11 protein-coding genes and 1 pseudogene are annotated in these 15774 nt (G+C 75.3%); 5 read left to right on the top strand and 7 right to left on the bottom strand.

What is annotated here, in order from left to right:
* Positions 1–147: 147 nt before the first annotated feature.
* The 3 genes from ACH4B3_RS01865 (at position 148) to ACH4B3_RS01875 (ending at position 2902) form a co-directional block, all read left to right on the top strand.
* Positions 148–957 (top strand): TetR/AcrR family transcriptional regulator, encoded by an 810-nt coding sequence (locus tag ACH4B3_RS01865; protein WP_398460740.1) that lies wholly within the window; start codon positions 148–150, stop codon positions 955–957.
* 379 nt (positions 958–1336) lie between these two features.
* Positions 1337–1642, top strand: a complete 306-nt coding sequence (locus ACH4B3_RS01870) for a hypothetical protein (RefSeq protein ID WP_398460741.1) — start codon at positions 1337–1339, stop codon at positions 1640–1642.
* Positions 1643–1810: 168 nt separating this feature from the next.
* A complete protein-coding gene (locus ACH4B3_RS01875; protein ID WP_398460742.1) occupies positions 1811–2902 on the top strand; it encodes a C40 family peptidase in 1092 nt (363 codons plus the stop codon).
* A 94-nt stretch (positions 2903–2996) separates the two neighbouring features.
* On the opposite strand, the gene ACH4B3_RS01880 is transcribed toward ACH4B3_RS01875, so the two are convergent.
* The 5 genes from ACH4B3_RS01880 to ACH4B3_RS01900 form a co-directional block, all read right to left on the bottom strand.
* Positions 2997–4280 carry a styrene monooxygenase/indole monooxygenase family protein gene (locus ACH4B3_RS01880; protein ID WP_398460743.1) on the bottom strand — a complete coding sequence of 428 codons (1284 nt, stop codon included), beginning with the start codon at positions 4278–4280 and terminating at the stop codon, positions 2997–2999.
* 70 nt (positions 4281–4350) lie between these two features.
* Positions 4351–4989: a GTP-binding protein gene (locus tag ACH4B3_RS01885; RefSeq protein WP_398460744.1), complete on the bottom strand. Its 639-nt coding sequence runs from the start codon at positions 4987–4989 to the stop codon at positions 4351–4353.
* A gap of 19 nt (positions 4990–5008) precedes the next feature.
* On the bottom strand, positions 5009–5413 hold the full coding sequence (locus tag ACH4B3_RS01890) for a DUF742 domain-containing protein (protein WP_398460745.1): 405 nt from the start codon (positions 5411–5413) through the stop codon (positions 5009–5011).
* Positions 5410–5895 carry a roadblock/LC7 domain-containing protein gene (locus tag ACH4B3_RS01895; RefSeq protein ID WP_398460746.1) on the bottom strand — a complete coding sequence of 162 codons (486 nt, stop codon included), beginning with the start codon at positions 5893–5895 and terminating at the stop codon, positions 5410–5412. Before ACH4B3_RS01895 ends, ACH4B3_RS01890 begins: the two co-directional genes overlap by 4 nt.
* Positions 5892–9704, bottom strand: coding sequence for a nitrate- and nitrite sensing domain-containing protein (locus ACH4B3_RS01900; protein ID WP_398460747.1), 3813 nt, complete (start codon positions 9702–9704; stop codon positions 5892–5894). Before ACH4B3_RS01900 ends, ACH4B3_RS01895 begins: the two co-directional genes overlap by 4 nt.
* 385 nt (positions 9705–10089) lie before the next feature.
* Here ACH4B3_RS01900 and ACH4B3_RS01905 point away from each other — a divergent pair, with 385 nt between their 5' ends.
* Positions 10090–10860 (top strand): hypothetical protein, encoded by a 771-nt coding sequence (locus ACH4B3_RS01905; RefSeq protein WP_398460748.1) that lies wholly within the window; start codon positions 10090–10092, stop codon positions 10858–10860.
* Positions 10861–11080: 220 nt separating this feature from the next.
* Here the strand turns inward: ACH4B3_RS01905 and ACH4B3_RS01910 are convergent.
* Positions 11081–11557 (bottom strand): annotated as a pseudogene (locus ACH4B3_RS01910) (MarR family winged helix-turn-helix transcriptional regulator); the annotation flags it as partial.
* A gap of 205 nt (positions 11558–11762) precedes the next feature.
* On the opposite strand from ACH4B3_RS01910, the gene ACH4B3_RS01915 reads away from it, so the two are divergent.
* Complete coding sequence (locus ACH4B3_RS01915; protein ID WP_398460749.1) at positions 11763–12614, top strand: lysozyme; 852 nt, start codon at positions 11763–11765, stop codon at positions 12612–12614.
* A gap of 270 nt (positions 12615–12884) precedes the next feature.
* Here the strand turns inward: ACH4B3_RS01915 and lon are convergent, their stop codons facing one another.
* Complete coding sequence (gene lon, locus ACH4B3_RS01920) at positions 12885–15305, bottom strand: endopeptidase La (protein ID WP_398460750.1); 2421 nt, start codon at positions 15303–15305, stop codon at positions 12885–12887.
* Positions 15306–15774: the final 469 nt, after the last annotated feature.

Consider the following 15774-nt stretch of genomic DNA (forward strand, 5'->3'; position numbering starts at 1 on the left):
CGGCCCTGAGCGCGCCGCCGGGCCCGGACCGGCCGGGCGAGGGGCCGTACGGCAGGTCCGCGAAAACCGGACACCGTCCGCGACCGCCCGGCCACCGTCCCGCGACCGCCCGGCGGCCGTCCGCGGGCGCCGGTTACGCTGCCTGTCATGACGACTGGCAGCACCGTCCCGGCGGCCCCGCGGCGCGGCGCGTACCGCAGGCTCAGCGTGGAGGAGCGGCGCGGCCAGCTCATCTCGGCGGCCCTGGACCTCTTCGCGCACCGGGCCCCGGAGGACGTCTCGTTGGACGACGTGGCCGCCGCGGCCGGTGCCTCCCGCCCGCTCGTCTACCGCTACTTCCCCGGTGGCAAGCCCCAGTTGTACGAGGCCGCGCTGCGCAGCGCGGCGCAGGAGCTGCGGGACTGCTTCACGGTGCCGCCGGCCGGCCCGCTGACCGAGCGGCTGGCCGGAGCGCTGGACCGCTACCTCGCGTTCGTGGACGGCCATGGCACCGGGTTCAGCGCGCTGCTGCAGGGCGGCACGGTCGCCGAGACCTCCCGCACCACCGCGATCGTCGACGAGGTGCGGCGGGCGGCGGCCGAGCAGATCCTGCGGCACATGGAGGTGGCCGAGCCGCGGCCACGGCTGCGGATGATGGTCCGCACCTGGATCTCGGCGGTCGAGGCCGCCTCCCTGATCTGGCTGGACGAGGAGAAGCAGCAGGACGTGGCGGGGCTCCGCGACTGGCTGGTGGACCACTTCACCGCGCTGCTCACGGTGACCGCGGCGACCGACGAGCAGGCCGCCGCGGTGGCGCGTGCGGCGCTGGACATGGAGGCCGCGGAGGGCCGGGTGGCGCGGCTGGCCCGGGGGGTGCTGCCGGTGGTCGCCGGCGCGGCCCATCTGCTGGCCGAGCCCGGCACCGGGCGGACCGACGGCGCCACGGGCGGTGCCGGCGGAGCCGCGCACACCCCCTGAGCGGTGCGCGCCCCGCCCGTCGGCGCCGGATCGCCGGAGGTCGGGTGGTGACGGGGCGGACGGTGACGGGGCGGGCGGTGACCGGGCGGGCGGCTCGGGGAACGCGGTGACCATTGCCTGGTGACCAGCGCCTGGTGTCCGCCGCCCGCCATGGCGCCGGTCCGGGACGGCATCCCGGCGGTCCGGGACACCACCCACGTCGAACACGACGCCCCCGGCACCCCCGGTTCCACCCCGGCACCCCAGGCTCCCCCGGGCCTCATCCCGCACCCCGGCACCCCGGCGTCGCCCGGAGAGCGGGACCCGACCGACCCGACCGACCCGACCGGCCCGAACAGCCCGACCGGCCCGGCGGGCGGCGGTGGGCGAGACTGGTGGGGTGAGAAGCGAGAACACGCCCTTCGTCGGCGGCCCGATGGACGGCCGGGTGCTGCCGGTACTGGTCGGCCCCACCGGGCAGCCGCCGAAGACCTACGAGATCCCGGTGGCGGACGAGCACGGCGGCCCGCCGGTGGTCCACGTCTACCGCCGGGCGCCCGCGGGCACCACCAAGCGGCTCGGACTGGTGAGCGGCTGGCGGTACGAGTACCAGCCGGAGGGCACCCCGCGCGGCCGGCTCAAGTGGCCCTGGTCGAAGCCGGATTCACCCCCGGCCCCCGGTCCCGGACCGGGCGCGGCCGACTGACCTCCTCATACACGGTCCCCCGCACCGGGCCCGCGCGACACGCACGGGCCGGGCGCGGCCTCCGTCGGACGAGTGACCGTGTTGACCTGACTTACCCATAGTTATGACGATTATCTGACCACTCGTGGCACGCTCCTGCTGTGGTTCCCCCCAGCCGGAGGTGAGTACATGTCAGGACAGTTCGCCCGTATCGTCTGCACGGCAACCCTGGCCGCCGCCGCGGTCGCCGCACCGCCGCCGACGGTGGCCGCGGCCGACCCGGCCCCCACCCGCCCCTCGGTGGCCGACCTGCTCACCCGACTGCAGACCCTCTACGCCGAGGCCGAGGAGGCCGCCGAGGCGTACAACGCCACCGAGGAGAAGCTGACTTCCCAGCGGCAGCGGAGCGGCCGGCTCGACCGGCGGCTGCGCCTCGCCCGCGCCGAACTGGCCGACGGCCGGGCGCAGGCCGGCCGGCTGGCCCGCCAGCAGTACCGGGACACCGCCGGGCTGACGGCCCCGGTGCGGTCCGTGCTCAGCGGCGACCTGCGCCGGATCTCCGACCAGCGGCACGAGCTGCGCCGCGCCGCGGCCCGGCAGGGCCTGGCGGTGGCCCGGATGACCCGGGCCGAGGCCCGGGCCGACCGGCTGGCCGGCCGGGCCAGGACCGCCCTGGAGGAGCGGCGCACGCTCACCACCGAGCGGCGGAAACAGCGGGACAAGGTCACCACCCGGCTGCGCACCATCGAGAAGACCCTGGCCTCGCTGAGCGAGGACGAGCTGCGGACACTGCGGCAGCGGGAGCGCCGGCGGACCACCACCGCCCAGCGCGCCCCGGTCTCCACCCGCGCGCTCGGACGGGCCGGCAAGGCGCCCTCCCGGGACGGCGACAAGGCCCTGCGGTACGCCGTGCAGCAGCTCGGCAAACCGTACGCCTGGGGGGCCGAGGGGCCGGCCGCGTTCGACTGCTCGGGGCTGACCTCCCAGGCCTGGGCGCACGCGGGCCGCCCCATCCCGCGCACCAGCCAGCAGCAGTGGCGCCAGTTGCCCCGGGTGTCGCTGAGCGAGCTGCGCCCCGGCGACCTGGTGATCTACTACCCGAGCGCGTCCCATGTGGCGATCTACGCCGGGGACGGGATGGTGGTCCAGGCGCCCCGGCCGGGCGGCTCGGTGAAGGTCTCGCCGCTGGCCTCGAACCCGGCGATCGGCGCGGTACGGCCGGACGCCGGCACCCCGCCGATGGACGGTTACGTGCCGCCACCGCCGCTGAAGACGGCGTGAGCCCGGCCGGGCGCGCCGCGGCCGCCACCGCCACCACCGCCGCCGCCAGTCCCGGCCGGCGGTGCGCCCGGGCTCCGGCCCGGGCGCCGCCCCGTCAGCCGGCCGGCCGGGCCCCGGCCACCGACTCCAGGTAGGCCGCCGCCTTGGCGGGGTCGTAGAAGAAGTCCTCGAAGTCGGCCGGGTCGGTGAAGCCGGCCGCGATCCGGCGGGCGACCGGGGGGAGCTCCCCGGCGGCGCCGAGCAGGTTCACCACGTGCTCCGGCGGCGGGGCCAGCATGGTGTTGGTCCAGCGCGTGACGTGCCGGGCGGACTCCCAGTAGCGGTCGAAGGTGGCCTGCATCCAGTCGGCGTCGAAGGGCTTGTCCCCGTGCTCGACGATGCTGTCCAGGTAGTCGGCGGCGCACCTGGCCGCGGAGTTGGCCCCCTGGCCGGTGATCGGGTCGTTGGCGACCACGACGTCGCCGACGCCGAGTGCCAGGCCGCCGCCGGGCAGCCGGCCGACGGGCTTGCGCACGGTCGGGGCGTACCGCCCGGCGAGGGTGCCGCCGGCGTCGGTCAGCTCCACCTTGGTCGCCCGGTCGTACTCCCAGGGCGTGTAGACCTTCATCAGTTCCAGCGTCGTGGACAGGTGCTCGGCCGGGTCCTTGATGCCCTGGAAGACGTCGAGCGGGCCGCCGGGCAGCCCTTCCCAGAAGAGGATGTCGGCCCGGCCGGAGGTGGTGAGCGTCGGTATGACGAACAGTTCGCCGACGCCGGGCACCAGGTTGCAGCGGACCGCGTCGAGGTCCGGGTGCTCCGGCCGTCCCTCCAGGCCGTGCACATAGGCCACGGCCAGCGCGCGCTGCGGGGTGTCGTACGGGGAGCGGGCCGCGTCCCGGGCGAACATCGAGACCAGCTCGCCCTTGCCGGCCGCCACCAGCACCAGGTCGTACTGGCGGGCGAAGTAGTCGAGGTCGGAGACGGTGGCGCCGTGGACGACCAGCCGGCCGCCGCGCTGGGTGAAGGCGTCCAGCCAGCCGGCCATCTTCAGCCGCTGGTCGACGGAGAGGGCGTACTCGTCCAGCCGTGCCATCCAGTCCACGGCCCGCCCCCAGCCGCCGGCCTCCGCGGCCCAGGCTCCACCGGGGGCGTCCGGGGCCGCGATCGAGACCCCGAGCCCCTCGATGCGCGGCGCCCGGCTCTCCCAGAAGCCGAGCCGCAGGTCCCGCTCGTACCGCAGGGCGGGGTGGAACATGCACTGGGTGGACATCACCCGCCCGGTGCGGATCTCGTCGGCGGTGCGGTTCGACATCAGGGTGACGTCGTACCCCCGGGCCTGGAGGCCGTGGGCGAGCTGGAGCCCGGACTGCCCGGCTCCGACGATGAGTATCTTCCGCATGACGAGTGCCTCCGAGCTCAAGACAGCAAAGGGAACCGGCAGTTCCGGATCGGCCGGGCCCGAGGTTACGTCACTCGGGGGTGACGTCAAGCGCGTGCCCCACCAGTGCGAGCAGCGCCTCGACCACGGTGTCCCGACGCCGCGCGTCCATGATCACCACGGGCACCTCGTCCGGCACGGAGAGCGCGTCGCGCACGTCCTCGGCCGCGTACGCCGGGGTCCCCTCGAAGTGGTTGACCGCGACCACGTACGGGAGTTCACAGCTCTCGAAGTAGTCCAGCGCCGGGAAGCAGTCCTCCAGCCGCCGGGTGTCGGCCATCACCACCGCCCCGATCGCCCCGCGCACCAGGTCGTCCCACATGAACCAGAAACGTTTCTGTCCGGGGGTGCCGAAGAGATAGAGGACCAGGTCCGAGTCGAAGGTGATCCGGCCGAAGTCCATCGCGACCGTGGTCGTCGCCTTGTCCGGCGTCGCCTCGGTGTCGTCGACCTCCTCGCTGGCCTGCGTCATCAACGCCTCGGTCTGCAGCGGAGTGATCTCCGAGACCGAGCCGACGAAGGTGGTCTTGCCGACCCCGAAGCCCCCGGCCACCACGATCTTGGTGGCGATCGGGGCCCGGCTGCGGTCGGTCTGCCAGCCCTGGAGACCCTCCTCGGTCCCGCCCTCCCCGGTACGGCCGTCCGCGATGTCCGGCGGTATCGCCGTCATGGTGGCCGTCCGGGTCGCCTCAGAGGCTGCGAAGTCCACTCAGAACCCTTTCCAGCAGCGCGCGGTCCGGCTGACCCGGGCCGCGCCCGGTGCCGTAGACGCGGATCTTTCCCTGGTCGGCCAAGTCACTGAGCAGCACCCGCACCACACCCAGCGGGATCTTCAGCAGCGCGGAGATCTCGGCGACCGAACGCATCCGGCGGCACAGCTCCACGATGGCCCTGATCTCCGGCGCCATCCGGGCGCCCCGGCCGCCGTCGGCCTGCTCCCGGCGGTCCTCCGGACCGTCCAGCGCCGCCACGAACGTCTCGACCAGCAGCACATGTCCACCCCGGGTGCGGCCCCCGGTCAACGAGTACGGCCGCACCCGGGAGGGCTTGCGGGACGGCAGGCCGCGCAGCGGCAGCCCGGCGGAGACCGTCACCGACCGGACTCCAGCGACTTCCGCAGCTCACTGCGGAGTTCGGGGGTCAGCACATGTCCGGCGCGCCCGACGAAGAGCGCCATGTGGTACGCGACCACGGTCATGTCGCAGTCCGGCGTGGCGTGCACGCCCAGCAGCGACCCGTCGCTGATCGACATCACGAAGAGGCTGCCCTCCTCCATGGCGACCATCGTCTGCTTGACCCCGCCGCCGTCCATCAGCTGGGAGGCCCCCAGGGTCAGGCTGCCCAGCCCCGAGACGATGGTGGCCAGGTCCGCGCTGGAGCCCTTGGGCCCGTCCTGGGCCGTGGGGTCGTACGCCGGCGACTTGCGCTCCGGATCCGAGGAGAGCAGCAGCAGACCGTCGGAGGAGACCACGGCCACCGAGCGGACGCCGGGCACCTCCTCGACCAGATTGGCGAGCAGCCAGTGCAGATTGCGGGCCGCGTTGCTCAGCCCGTACGTACTACTGGGCGCATTCAATCCCGTGCCTCCTCAACAGTGCCTGCCTCGTCCTGCGCCCCCGGGTGCGGTCCCGGCCGGTGGCGCGGCCCCGCCTGTCCTCTCACCCGCGGCGCCTGCGCCGCCGGCTCCGGACGTCCCTCGCGGGCGTCCCGTCGTGCGGTGACGTCATCCTGCGGTCCCGTGCCGTCGCCGCGGCCGCCCATGGCCTCGGCCTCGGCGTCCCGCCGCCCCTCGCGCGCCCCCTGCTGGAAGCCGCCCAGCCGGCGGCGGAGTTCCTCGGCGTTGACTCCCCGGGCGCGCTCGCGCCCGGCGGGCGCCGGGCGGGCCACCGTTCGCGGGGTGCGCTTGGGCAGGCCCTTGTCCGTCAGCCGCCGCTGGGGCGCGGCCGGCCCGTCGGGGGCCGGGTCGCCGTCGGGGGCCGGGTCGCCGTCGGCGGCCGGCTTGCGGCGGGGCAGCCCGGCCGCGGGGGCGGCCTCTGCGGCCGGCCCGGCGGGGCCGGGGACGGTCCCCCCGGTGGCGCCCGGGGCGTCACCGGAGCGGCCGCCGTCGGGGACGGACTCCGCGGCGGGCGTGGCGCCGGGCCAGTCGTCCGCGCCGGGGGACCGCCGGGCGGCCCGCCCGGGCCGGGGGCGGGACGGCAGCGGCGGCGGTGTCCGGTCCGCCGGGTGGTCGTGCCCGTCCGCACCGGCCTTCCGGCGCGCGTCCGGCGCGGGGTTCCCCTCCGGCGCCGGGGGCGCGGAGGGCGCCGGGGTGCCACCGGGGGCGGCCGGGTCGCCCGGCTGCCGCCAGGCGACGCCCGCCGCCGGGGTGCCGTCCGGCGGCGTGGGCTCGGGGTCCGGGACCGACGGCCGGGCGTCGCGCCCGGCGTCCGGTCCGGAGCCACGGCGGGGGCGGCGCGGCAGCGCCGGGCCCGGCGAACGCGACGGGTCCCCGGCGGCCCGCGGCACGCTCCAGGCGCGGCCGGCGACGGGGGCACCGCTCTCCGGGGCGCCGCCCGGCAGCGGACCGCCCGTCCGGTCACCGGCGGGCGCGTCCGGCAGGGTGCCGGTCGCGGGCCCGGGGTGTCCCTGGCCGGTGCCGGGCGCGGTCGCCCCGGTCCCGGAGCGGGGCTCCGGGTGGCCGCCGTCCCGGCCGGTGTCCGCCCCGGACGGGGCACCGGAGCCGTCGGCCGGGCCGCCGCCGGGGCGCGGGTACCCGTCGGCGCCGTATCCGTCGCCCGTCTCCGGGCCGGCGGCCGGCGCGTGGTCCGCCGGCTCTTCGTGCTCGGGGTGCCCGGGGGCCGCGGCGTGGCCGGGGGCCTGCTCGCCCTCGGGGTGCCCGGCGCCCGGCTGCCTGCCGGACCGCTCCGCGGTGTCGCCCGGGGCCGCCGGCTCCGGGTGGTTGGGGCGCAGGTCACCGCGGAGGGCGGCCAGCTGGATGGTGCGCTCGGCCGCGGCCACCAGCGGGTCCACACCGGGCGCGACGTCCACCTCGATGTCGGGGACGAAGTCCGGTTCGCCGTCGGCGTGCGGGCCGTCCGGCGCCGCCGGGGGCGCCGCGCCCGCCGGGTCGCCGGTTTCCGCCGGACCGTCGGCGGCCCAGGGGCCGCGGGTCCGCGGAATGGCCTCCTCGGCCGCCGGGCGCCCCTCCGGGCGCACCGGTTCCGGCCGGTCCGTCCCCGGCTCGCCGGGCCGCGCGGCCCGCGACCGGGCGTGCCCGGTCAGGGTGTTGGAGTTGGCCTCGGCGGCGGAGCCGGGCAGCCCGGGGCCACCGGCCGGCGCGCCACCGGTGGCCGGCCGGGCCGGGGCGGGCTCGGGCACCGCGCCGGCGGGCGGCGCCGGGAGGATCTTGGTCGGCAGGATCACCACGGCGGCGACCCCGCCCTGCTGCTGTTCGCGCAGCTGGACCTGCACGCCGTGCCGCGCGGCGAGCCGGGTCACCACGTACAGGCCCAGGCCGAGCGGGTCCTCGGCGTTGGGGCCCTGGCAGTAGTCGGGGACCGGCTCGGCCAGGCGCTCGTTCAGCTCGTCGAACCGGGCCGGCGTCATGCCGATGCCCTCGTCCTGCACCGACAGCAGCAGCTCGCCGGTCTCCAGCAGCCAGCCGGAGAGCTGCACATGGGAGTCCGGCGGGGAGAAGGTGGTGGCGTTCTCCAGCAGCTCGGCGACCAGGTGGCTCATGCTGTCGGCGGCGAACCCGGCGACATGGGTGTGCGGCGGCAGGGACTGGATCTGCACCCGGTCGTACCGCTCCACCTCGCTGATCGCGGCGCGCAGCACATCGAGCAGCGGCACCGGGCCCGGGTGCGTGGCCTTGTTCTCCGAACCCGCGATGACCAGCAGGTTCTCGCTGTAGCGGCGCATCCCGGTGGCGAGGTGGTCGAGCTGGAAGAGGGTCTCCAGCCGGTCCGGGTCCTGCTCCCGCTCCTCCAGGCCCTCGATCACCGCGAGCTGCCGTTCGATCAGACCGAGGTTGCGCAGCGCGAGGCTGACGAAGCTGCCGTGCACCCGGGCCCGGAGGCCGTCGAGACGGGCGGCGATCTCGTCCCGCTCGCGGCGCAGTTCGGTCCGCTCGTCGGCCAGCCGCCGCCGCTCGCCGACCACCCGGGCGCGGTCGGCCTCGGCCTTGGCGGCCCGCTCGTGCTCCCGGCGCGCGGCCTCCCGGAGCTCGTTGACGCTCCGCACCGCCTCGGCGAACTCGTCGTCGCGGCCGCGGTACTCCACCGGCTCCTCGGCCACCGGGTCGGCGGCGACCCGCCGGGCGCCCAGCCGGAGCGCGGCCAGCGGCCGGGTCATGGAGCGCGCGGCGGAGACGCCGGCGCCCAGGGCGACCAGCAGACACGCGGCGACCAGGGCGATGTGGATCTCCAGGTCGGTGACGTCGTCGTCGCGCAACTGCTCCAGCCGGTCCACCTCGGCGGTGGCCAGGGCGGACTCCACGCCGCGCATCCGGTCGATACGGGCGGTCAGGATCGCCCCGACGCGCTCCGTCTCCAGGAGCAGGTCGGTGCCGGACAGCTCGGCGTCGTCGGTGAGCCGGTCCAGCTGGCGTTCGGCGGTGGTGACCTCGGTGCCGTTGACGGTGCGGGTGAAGCGCTCCCGGACGTCGGCCGGGGCGAGCTGCTCGAAGTCGGCGACCGCGGCCTGCTCGCGGATGCGGCCGCGCTGGGCGGCCTCGGTGAGGCCCGGCTGACCGCCGTCCGCGGCGAGCGCGCCGAGCAGCAGGCCGCGGGTGGCGGACGCCTGCTCGTTGGCCCGGCCGAGGGAGGCCAGGGCGGCCGCGCTGCCGGTGTCGGCGCGCTCGGGCATCCTGCGGGCCAGGGTGCCCGCGAGGTCCTGCAGCGCCTGGACCGTCTCGGTGTACTTCCTGGCGACGTCCAGCGCGGAGCCACGGCCGGTGAGGGCCTGCTGGCGCAGCCGGGGCAGGTCGTCCAGCAGCCGGCGCAGCGCGCCGGGCACGTCGCCGCGGAGCGCGCCGATCCGGCGGTCGACCCGGGCCCGCTGGTCCTCGGAGACCCCGGCGCCGGAGGCGGAGCTGCGGCCGGCGGCGACGAACTCGGTCATGGCGTCGCGCTCGTCGGCGAGCGAGTGGGCCAGCACCACCGCTTCGCGGTTGGTCCTGGCGAGGTCGACCAGGCGCTGCGAGTCGTGGGTCTGGTCGATGGCGGCGGCGATGGCGGGCGCGCCGGCCGCGGCGACGGCGATGGAGACCACGGCGACCGACAGGACCAGCCGATTACGTACCCGCGCGGTACGCCGGGCCGGGCGGGTGGTCCGCTCGCCTTGTTCGTTCCGCGTCGGTTCGCCGCCGTGCTCGTCGTTGCCGCCCCGAAGCCGCTTCTTCCGCACCGGTGCTCACAATCTTTTCTCGCCCGATCCGTTGTGGACCCAGGAGGTGGTGACGACACTTCAACATGTGTTCGAACGCCACCCCTGGTACGGAATCCGACCATTCCAAGTACCACTGTGAGGCGGACGCGCAACACCGGCCCGGCCACCTGAACGAGTGAACATCATTGCGAAGTTGACCATCAACTTCCGGTTGGGTCCATACCCGTCCATGAGGTCTCCACAGTTGGAAATCGCTTCCGCCTCCTGGCAGTATTCGCGCCCACAACCGGCCTGAAGTGCCAATTCCGACGCCAATCCGGCATCCGTCTCCCAGGTATGTACCAGACCTCGCCGCCGCCGTCCGCCGACCCGGCCGACACCGGTGGTCCGGCAGACTGCCCGGATGCGCATCGAACTCGCCACCGCCCCCGGGGACCTCCAACGCCCCAACGAGGACTACGTGTCAGTAGCGCTACCAGCGTCGGGGCGGGGCGGCGTACTCGCCCTGCTGGACGGCGTGACTCCACCACGAGGGGACGACGGGTGCGCGCACGGGGTGCCCTGGTTCACGGCCCGGCTGGGCGGGGCGCTCCTCGAACTGTCCGGTTCGCGGCGGGATATGACGCTGGCAGACTGCCTCGCGGCCGCCATCGAACAAACCGCCGACAAACACCGGGCTACCTGTGACCTTTCTCACGTCCTCACGCCGCAGGCCACCGTGGTCCTCGCGCGCTGGGACGACGAGCGGGTGGAGTACCTCGTGCTCTCCGACTCGGTGCTGCTGCTGGAGGGCGACGACAAAGAGGTGACCTGCGTCCGGGACGACCGGATCGACCGCCTCCGCGCGGCCGGCCGGCTCCTCGCCCCGCTGCGCAACGCCGAGGACGGCTTCTTCACCGCCGCCGCGGACCCGCTGGTGGCCGGCCGGGCGGTGACCGGGGAGCTGCCCCGGACCCGGATACGGGCGCTGGCCGCCCTCACCGACGGGGCCGCCCGCTGGGTGGAGGTGTTCGGCGAGGGCGACTGGACCCACTGCTTCGGGGTGCTGCGCAAGGAGGGCCCGCAGGGGCTGATCGACCGGGTGCGGGCGGCGGAGCTGGCGGACCCGGCGGGACGGCGCTTCCCGCGCGGCAAGGCGCACGACGACGCGGCGGCGGTGTTCGTCGAGCCGTAGCCGTGCACCCTCCGGCCGGATGGCCCGGCCGGAGGCCGGGTCGCGGGGGCGGGGGCGGCCGGTCAGGACCGGCCTGCGGCGACCACCCGGCCGGTCAGGTCCCGGCCTGCGGCGACCGCGCGGCCGGTGGCGCGTCCTGGCACGGGCCGGAGTCGCGGCACGCCCCGCCGTCCCGGCAGGGGTCCGCCCGGGGGCCCGGGTCCTCGCCGGCCTGGGCGCCGTTCAGCCGGTGCAGCAGCCGGGCCAGTTCGGACACCTCGCCCCGCTCCCAGGAGGCGAGGCGGTTGGCGTACTGGGCCCGCCGGGCGGTGCGCACCCGCCGGAACCGCTCGCGCCCCTCCCCGGTGAGCTGCACCAGGAAGGCGCGGCCGTCGGCGGGGTCCGGCTCCCGGGCGACCAGCCCCAGGTCCTCCAGGGCCCGCAACTGGCGGCTCATGGTGGCCTTCCCGACCCCGAAGTACGCGGCCAGGTCGGTGGCGCGCTGCCGGCCGCCGTCCTCCAGGCGCATCAGCAGCCCGTAGGCCGCCGGCTCCAGATCGGGGTGGACCTCCCGGGCCAATTCCCCCGAGGAGGCGCGGGCGCGGCGCAGAAAGACGGCCAATTCGCGCTCAAGGGCCAGGAATGCATGGTCTACACCCGTAGTGCCCTCGATGCGTGAGCCTCCCGGCTCGGACGGCTCATGGCCGGTATTGTCCATGTCAGCGCCCTCTCCGGATTTTCAGCTGAATGAAACTTTCCGATGGCTGCGCACGTCACCGCAGCTCCGCCAGTATTTCGCAGGATTAGACCAACGGCAGCACCCGGACCCCTTCCCTACCGCTATCTACGCCCGTAGCGTCGTACATGACATGGACACCCCAAATCCGTGTCACTCCTCCCACACTCCCCCTCGGAGGCACCCCATGCCTGCGCACAGACCTGCATCGGCCCGGCGCACGGTGACCGCGATCGCCGGGGTCATCGCCACCCTCCTGACCGTGTCGCTGACCGGCACCGCCTCGGCGGACGAACGCAAGCCCGCCCCGCACCCCGAGGACCACTGGGCCGGCTCCCAGATCCTCAAGCACGAGGGCGGCGCCCGGGGCGGCGACCCCCGGGGCGGCACGGCCGGGACCCCCTCGCTGCTCGCCTCCGTGGAAGGCGTCGACGTCAGCAGTCACCAGGGCAACGTCGCCTGGTCCACGCTCTGGAACAGCGGTGTCCGGTTCGCCTACGTGAAGGCCACGGAAGGCACCACGTACAAGAACCCGTACTTCGCGCAGCAGTACAACGGGTCGTACAACGTCGGCATGATCCGCGGGTCCTACCACTTCGCCCTGCCCAACGTCTCCAGCGGCGCGACGCAGGCGAACTACTTCGTCGACAACGGCGGAGGCTGGTCCCGGGACGGCAGGACGCTGCCCGGCGCGCTCGACATCGAGTACAACCCGTACGGGGCGACCTGTTACGGCAAGTCCCAGAGCGCCATGGTCAGCTGGCTCAAGGACTTCGTGAACACCTACCGGGCGCGCACCGGGCGCGACCCGGTCATCTACACCTCCACCAGCTGGTGGAAGACCTGCACCGGCAACAACGGCAGCTTCGGCTCCATCAACCCGCTGTGGATCCCGCGCTACGGGTCCTCCGTCGGGGAGCTGCCGGCCGGCTGGGGCTTCCACACCATCTGGCAGTACACCTCCACCGGCCCGACCGTCGGTGACCACAACCTCTTCAACGGGGCGTACGACCGGCTGCAGGCCCTGGCCTACGGCTGATCCCGAAGTCCGGCCCGGTGCCAGGGGCCCGGCGGACCCTGGCACCGGGCCGCTCGACCGGCACGGCGGTCGGCCCGCCGCCGCGATCATGGCGGCGGGCGCCACCGCCGTGCCGTGCGGGGTTTCCCCGACCGGCTCCACGGAGCACCGGCCGGCCGCCGTCGTCCGGGAGGCCCGGCATCCCGGTGAGCGTCAGGCCCGCCCCGCCGGAGACCGAGCGGTGGTCTCCGGCGGGGCGGGCGGCCCGGGCAGGCCGGGCGGGAGCGGAGGTCAGGCCGCCAGCGGGACCCGGCTGTCCGCCGTGGCGGGCTGGAGGGCGAGCTCCAGCACCTGGCGGACGTCGGAGACCGCGTGCACCGACAGCTTCTCCAGCACCTCGGCCGGGACGTCGTCCAGGTCCGGCTCGTTCCGCTTGGGGATGATCACGGTGGTCACCCCGGCGCGGTGCGCGGCCAGCAGCTTCTGCTTGACGCCGCCGATCGGCAGCACCCGGCCGGTCAGCGAGACCTCACCGGTCATCGCCACCTCCGGCCGCACCTGCCGACCGGAGAGCAGTGAGGCGAGCGCGGTGGTCATGGTGATGCCGGCGCTCGGTCCGTCCTTGGGCACCGCACCGGCCGGGACGTGCAGGTGGACACCGCGCTCCTTCAGATCCGCGACCGGCAGCTCCAGCTCCGCGCCGTGCGAGCGCAGGAAGCTCAGGGCGATCTGCGCCGACTCCTTCATCACCTCGCCGAGCTGGCCGGTGAGGGTCAGCCCCGCGCCCCCGGTCTCCGGATCGGCCAGCGACGCCTCGACGAAGAGGACGTCGCCACCCGCGCCGGTGACCGCCAGCCCGGTCGCCACGCCCGGGACGGCGGTGCGCCGCTCGGCCGGGTCCTGGGCGGACTCGGGGGTGTGGTGCGGACGGCCGATGAGCGGGCGCAGCTCGTCCGCCCCGATGGTGAAGGGCAGTTCGCGCTCGCCCAGCTCGTGCTGGGCCGCGACCTTGCGCAGCAGCCGGGCGAGGGACCGCTCCAGGGTGCGGACGCCCGCCTCGCGGGTGTACTCCCCGGCGAGCCTGCGCAGCGCCGCGTCGTCCACCGTCACCTCGCCGGGCTCCAGTCCGGCTCGCTCCAGCTGGCGCGGGAGCAGGTGGTCGCGGGCGATGGTGACCTTCTCGTCCTCCGTGTAGCCGTCCAGCCGGACCAGCTCCATCCGGTCCAGCAGCGCCTCCGGGATGGCCTCCAGCACATTGGCGGTGGCGAGGAAGACCACGTCGGACAGGTCCAGTTCGACCTCCAGGTAGTGGTCCCGGAAGGTGTGGTTCTGCGCCGGGTCCAGGACCTCCAGCAGGGCGGCCGCCGGGTCGCCCCGGAAGTCGGAGCCGACCTTGTCGATCTCGTCGAGCAGCACCACGGGGTTCATGGAGCCGGCCTCCTTGACCGCCCGCACGATGCGGCCGGGCAGCGCGCCCACGTAGGTACGCCGGTGGCCGCGGATCTCCGCCTCGTCCCGGACGCCGCCGAGGGCGACCCGGACGAACTTCCGGCCCATGGCGCGCGCCACGGATTCGCCGAGCGAGGTCTTTCCGACACCGGGCGGCCCGACCAGGGCGAGGACCGCGCCCCCGCGCCGGCCGCCGACCACCCCGAGGCCGCGGTCGGCGCGCCGCTTGCGGACCGCCAGGTACTCGGTGATGCGCTCCTTCACGTCCTCCAGGCCCGCGTGGTCGGTGTCGAGCACGGCCTTGGCGCCGGGGATGTCGTAGGCGTCCTCGGTGCGCTCGGTCCAGGGCAGCTCCAGCACGGTGTCCAGCCAGGTACGGATCCAGCCGCCCTCGGGGCTCTGGTCGCTGGCCCGCTCCAGCTTGTCGACCTCCTTGAGGGCGGCCTCGCGCACCTTCTCGGGCAGGTCGGCGGCCTCCACCCGGGCCCGGTAGTCGTCGGACTCGTCCTCCGGATCGCCGTTCAGCTCGGCCAGCTCCTTGCGGACGGCCTCCAGCTGGCGGCGGAGCAGGAACTCGCGCTGCTGCTTGTCGACGCCCTCCTGGACGTCCTTGGCGATGGCCTCCGCCACGTCCTGCTCGGCGAGGTGGTCGCTGAGGCGGGTGATCGCCAGCTTCAGCCGGGCCACCGGGTCGGTGGTCTCCAGCAGCTCGACCCGCTGCTGGAGGGTGAGGAACGGCGAGTAGCCGGAGTTGTCGGCGAGCTGCGAGACGTCGTCGATCTGCTCCACCCGGTCCACGATCTGCCAGGCGCCGCGCTTCCGCAGCCAGCTGGTGGCGAGCGCCTTGTACTCCCGCATCAGTTCGGTGACCGAGCCGGGCAGCGGGCTGGGCACCTGCTCCTCGATCGCGGTGCCCTCCACCCAGAGCGCGGCGCCCGGGCCGGTGGTGCCGGCTCCGATGCGGACCCGGCGGACGCCGCGGATCAGCGCGCCGGGGTCGCCGTCGGAGAGCCGGCCGACCTGCTCCACGGTGCCCAGGGTGCCCACCGCGGCGTAGTTGCCCTCGATCCGTGGCACCAGCAGCACCTGCGGCTTCCCGCCGCCTGGCGCGCGGCCCGCGGCGCGGGCGGCGGCCTGGGCGGCCTCCACCGCGGCCCGTACGTCCGGGTCGGAAAGGTCGAGCGGAACCACCATGCCGGGCAGCACCACCTCGTCGTCGAGGGGCAGTACGGGCAGGGTGAGCGATGCGGACGACGAAGCCATGGTCTCCCCTTCGGCAAGCAACTTGAGCTGTATCGACTCAATGCACCTGCGCCCGCCGGTGTTCCCCACGCCGCGTTCGCTCTCAGCGAACGGGGTGATACACACAGAAACCGGCCATGCCTCACGGAACGGGCGCCGATCCGGCGTGAGGCCGCCCGGCGCAGGTGGCACGAGGCTGCCGGGCGCCGGTGACACGAGCCCGGGCGCCGACCGCTCAGCCGGTCCGGCCGACCGGCAGTCCGCCGGCACACCCGGGCGGCGGCGAGGTCGGCGCGCGGCCACACACCACACGCCCCGCACCGCGGCCGGCCCCGGCCACGCGCCGGCCGCCCCGCACCACCGACCGGCCCCGGTCACTCCCCACCACCTCCGGCCCGCCCCACCCGTGGCGAGCCACCGACCGGACGGGGCGGGCCACCGACCAGGCGACGACCGACGCCGGGGCGGCCCGGACCGGCCCGGCCACCGG

This window comes from Streptomyces sp. NPDC018031, from assembly GCF_044327625.1.
Taxonomy (GTDB): domain Bacteria; phylum Actinomycetota; class Actinomycetes; order Streptomycetales; family Streptomycetaceae; genus Streptomyces.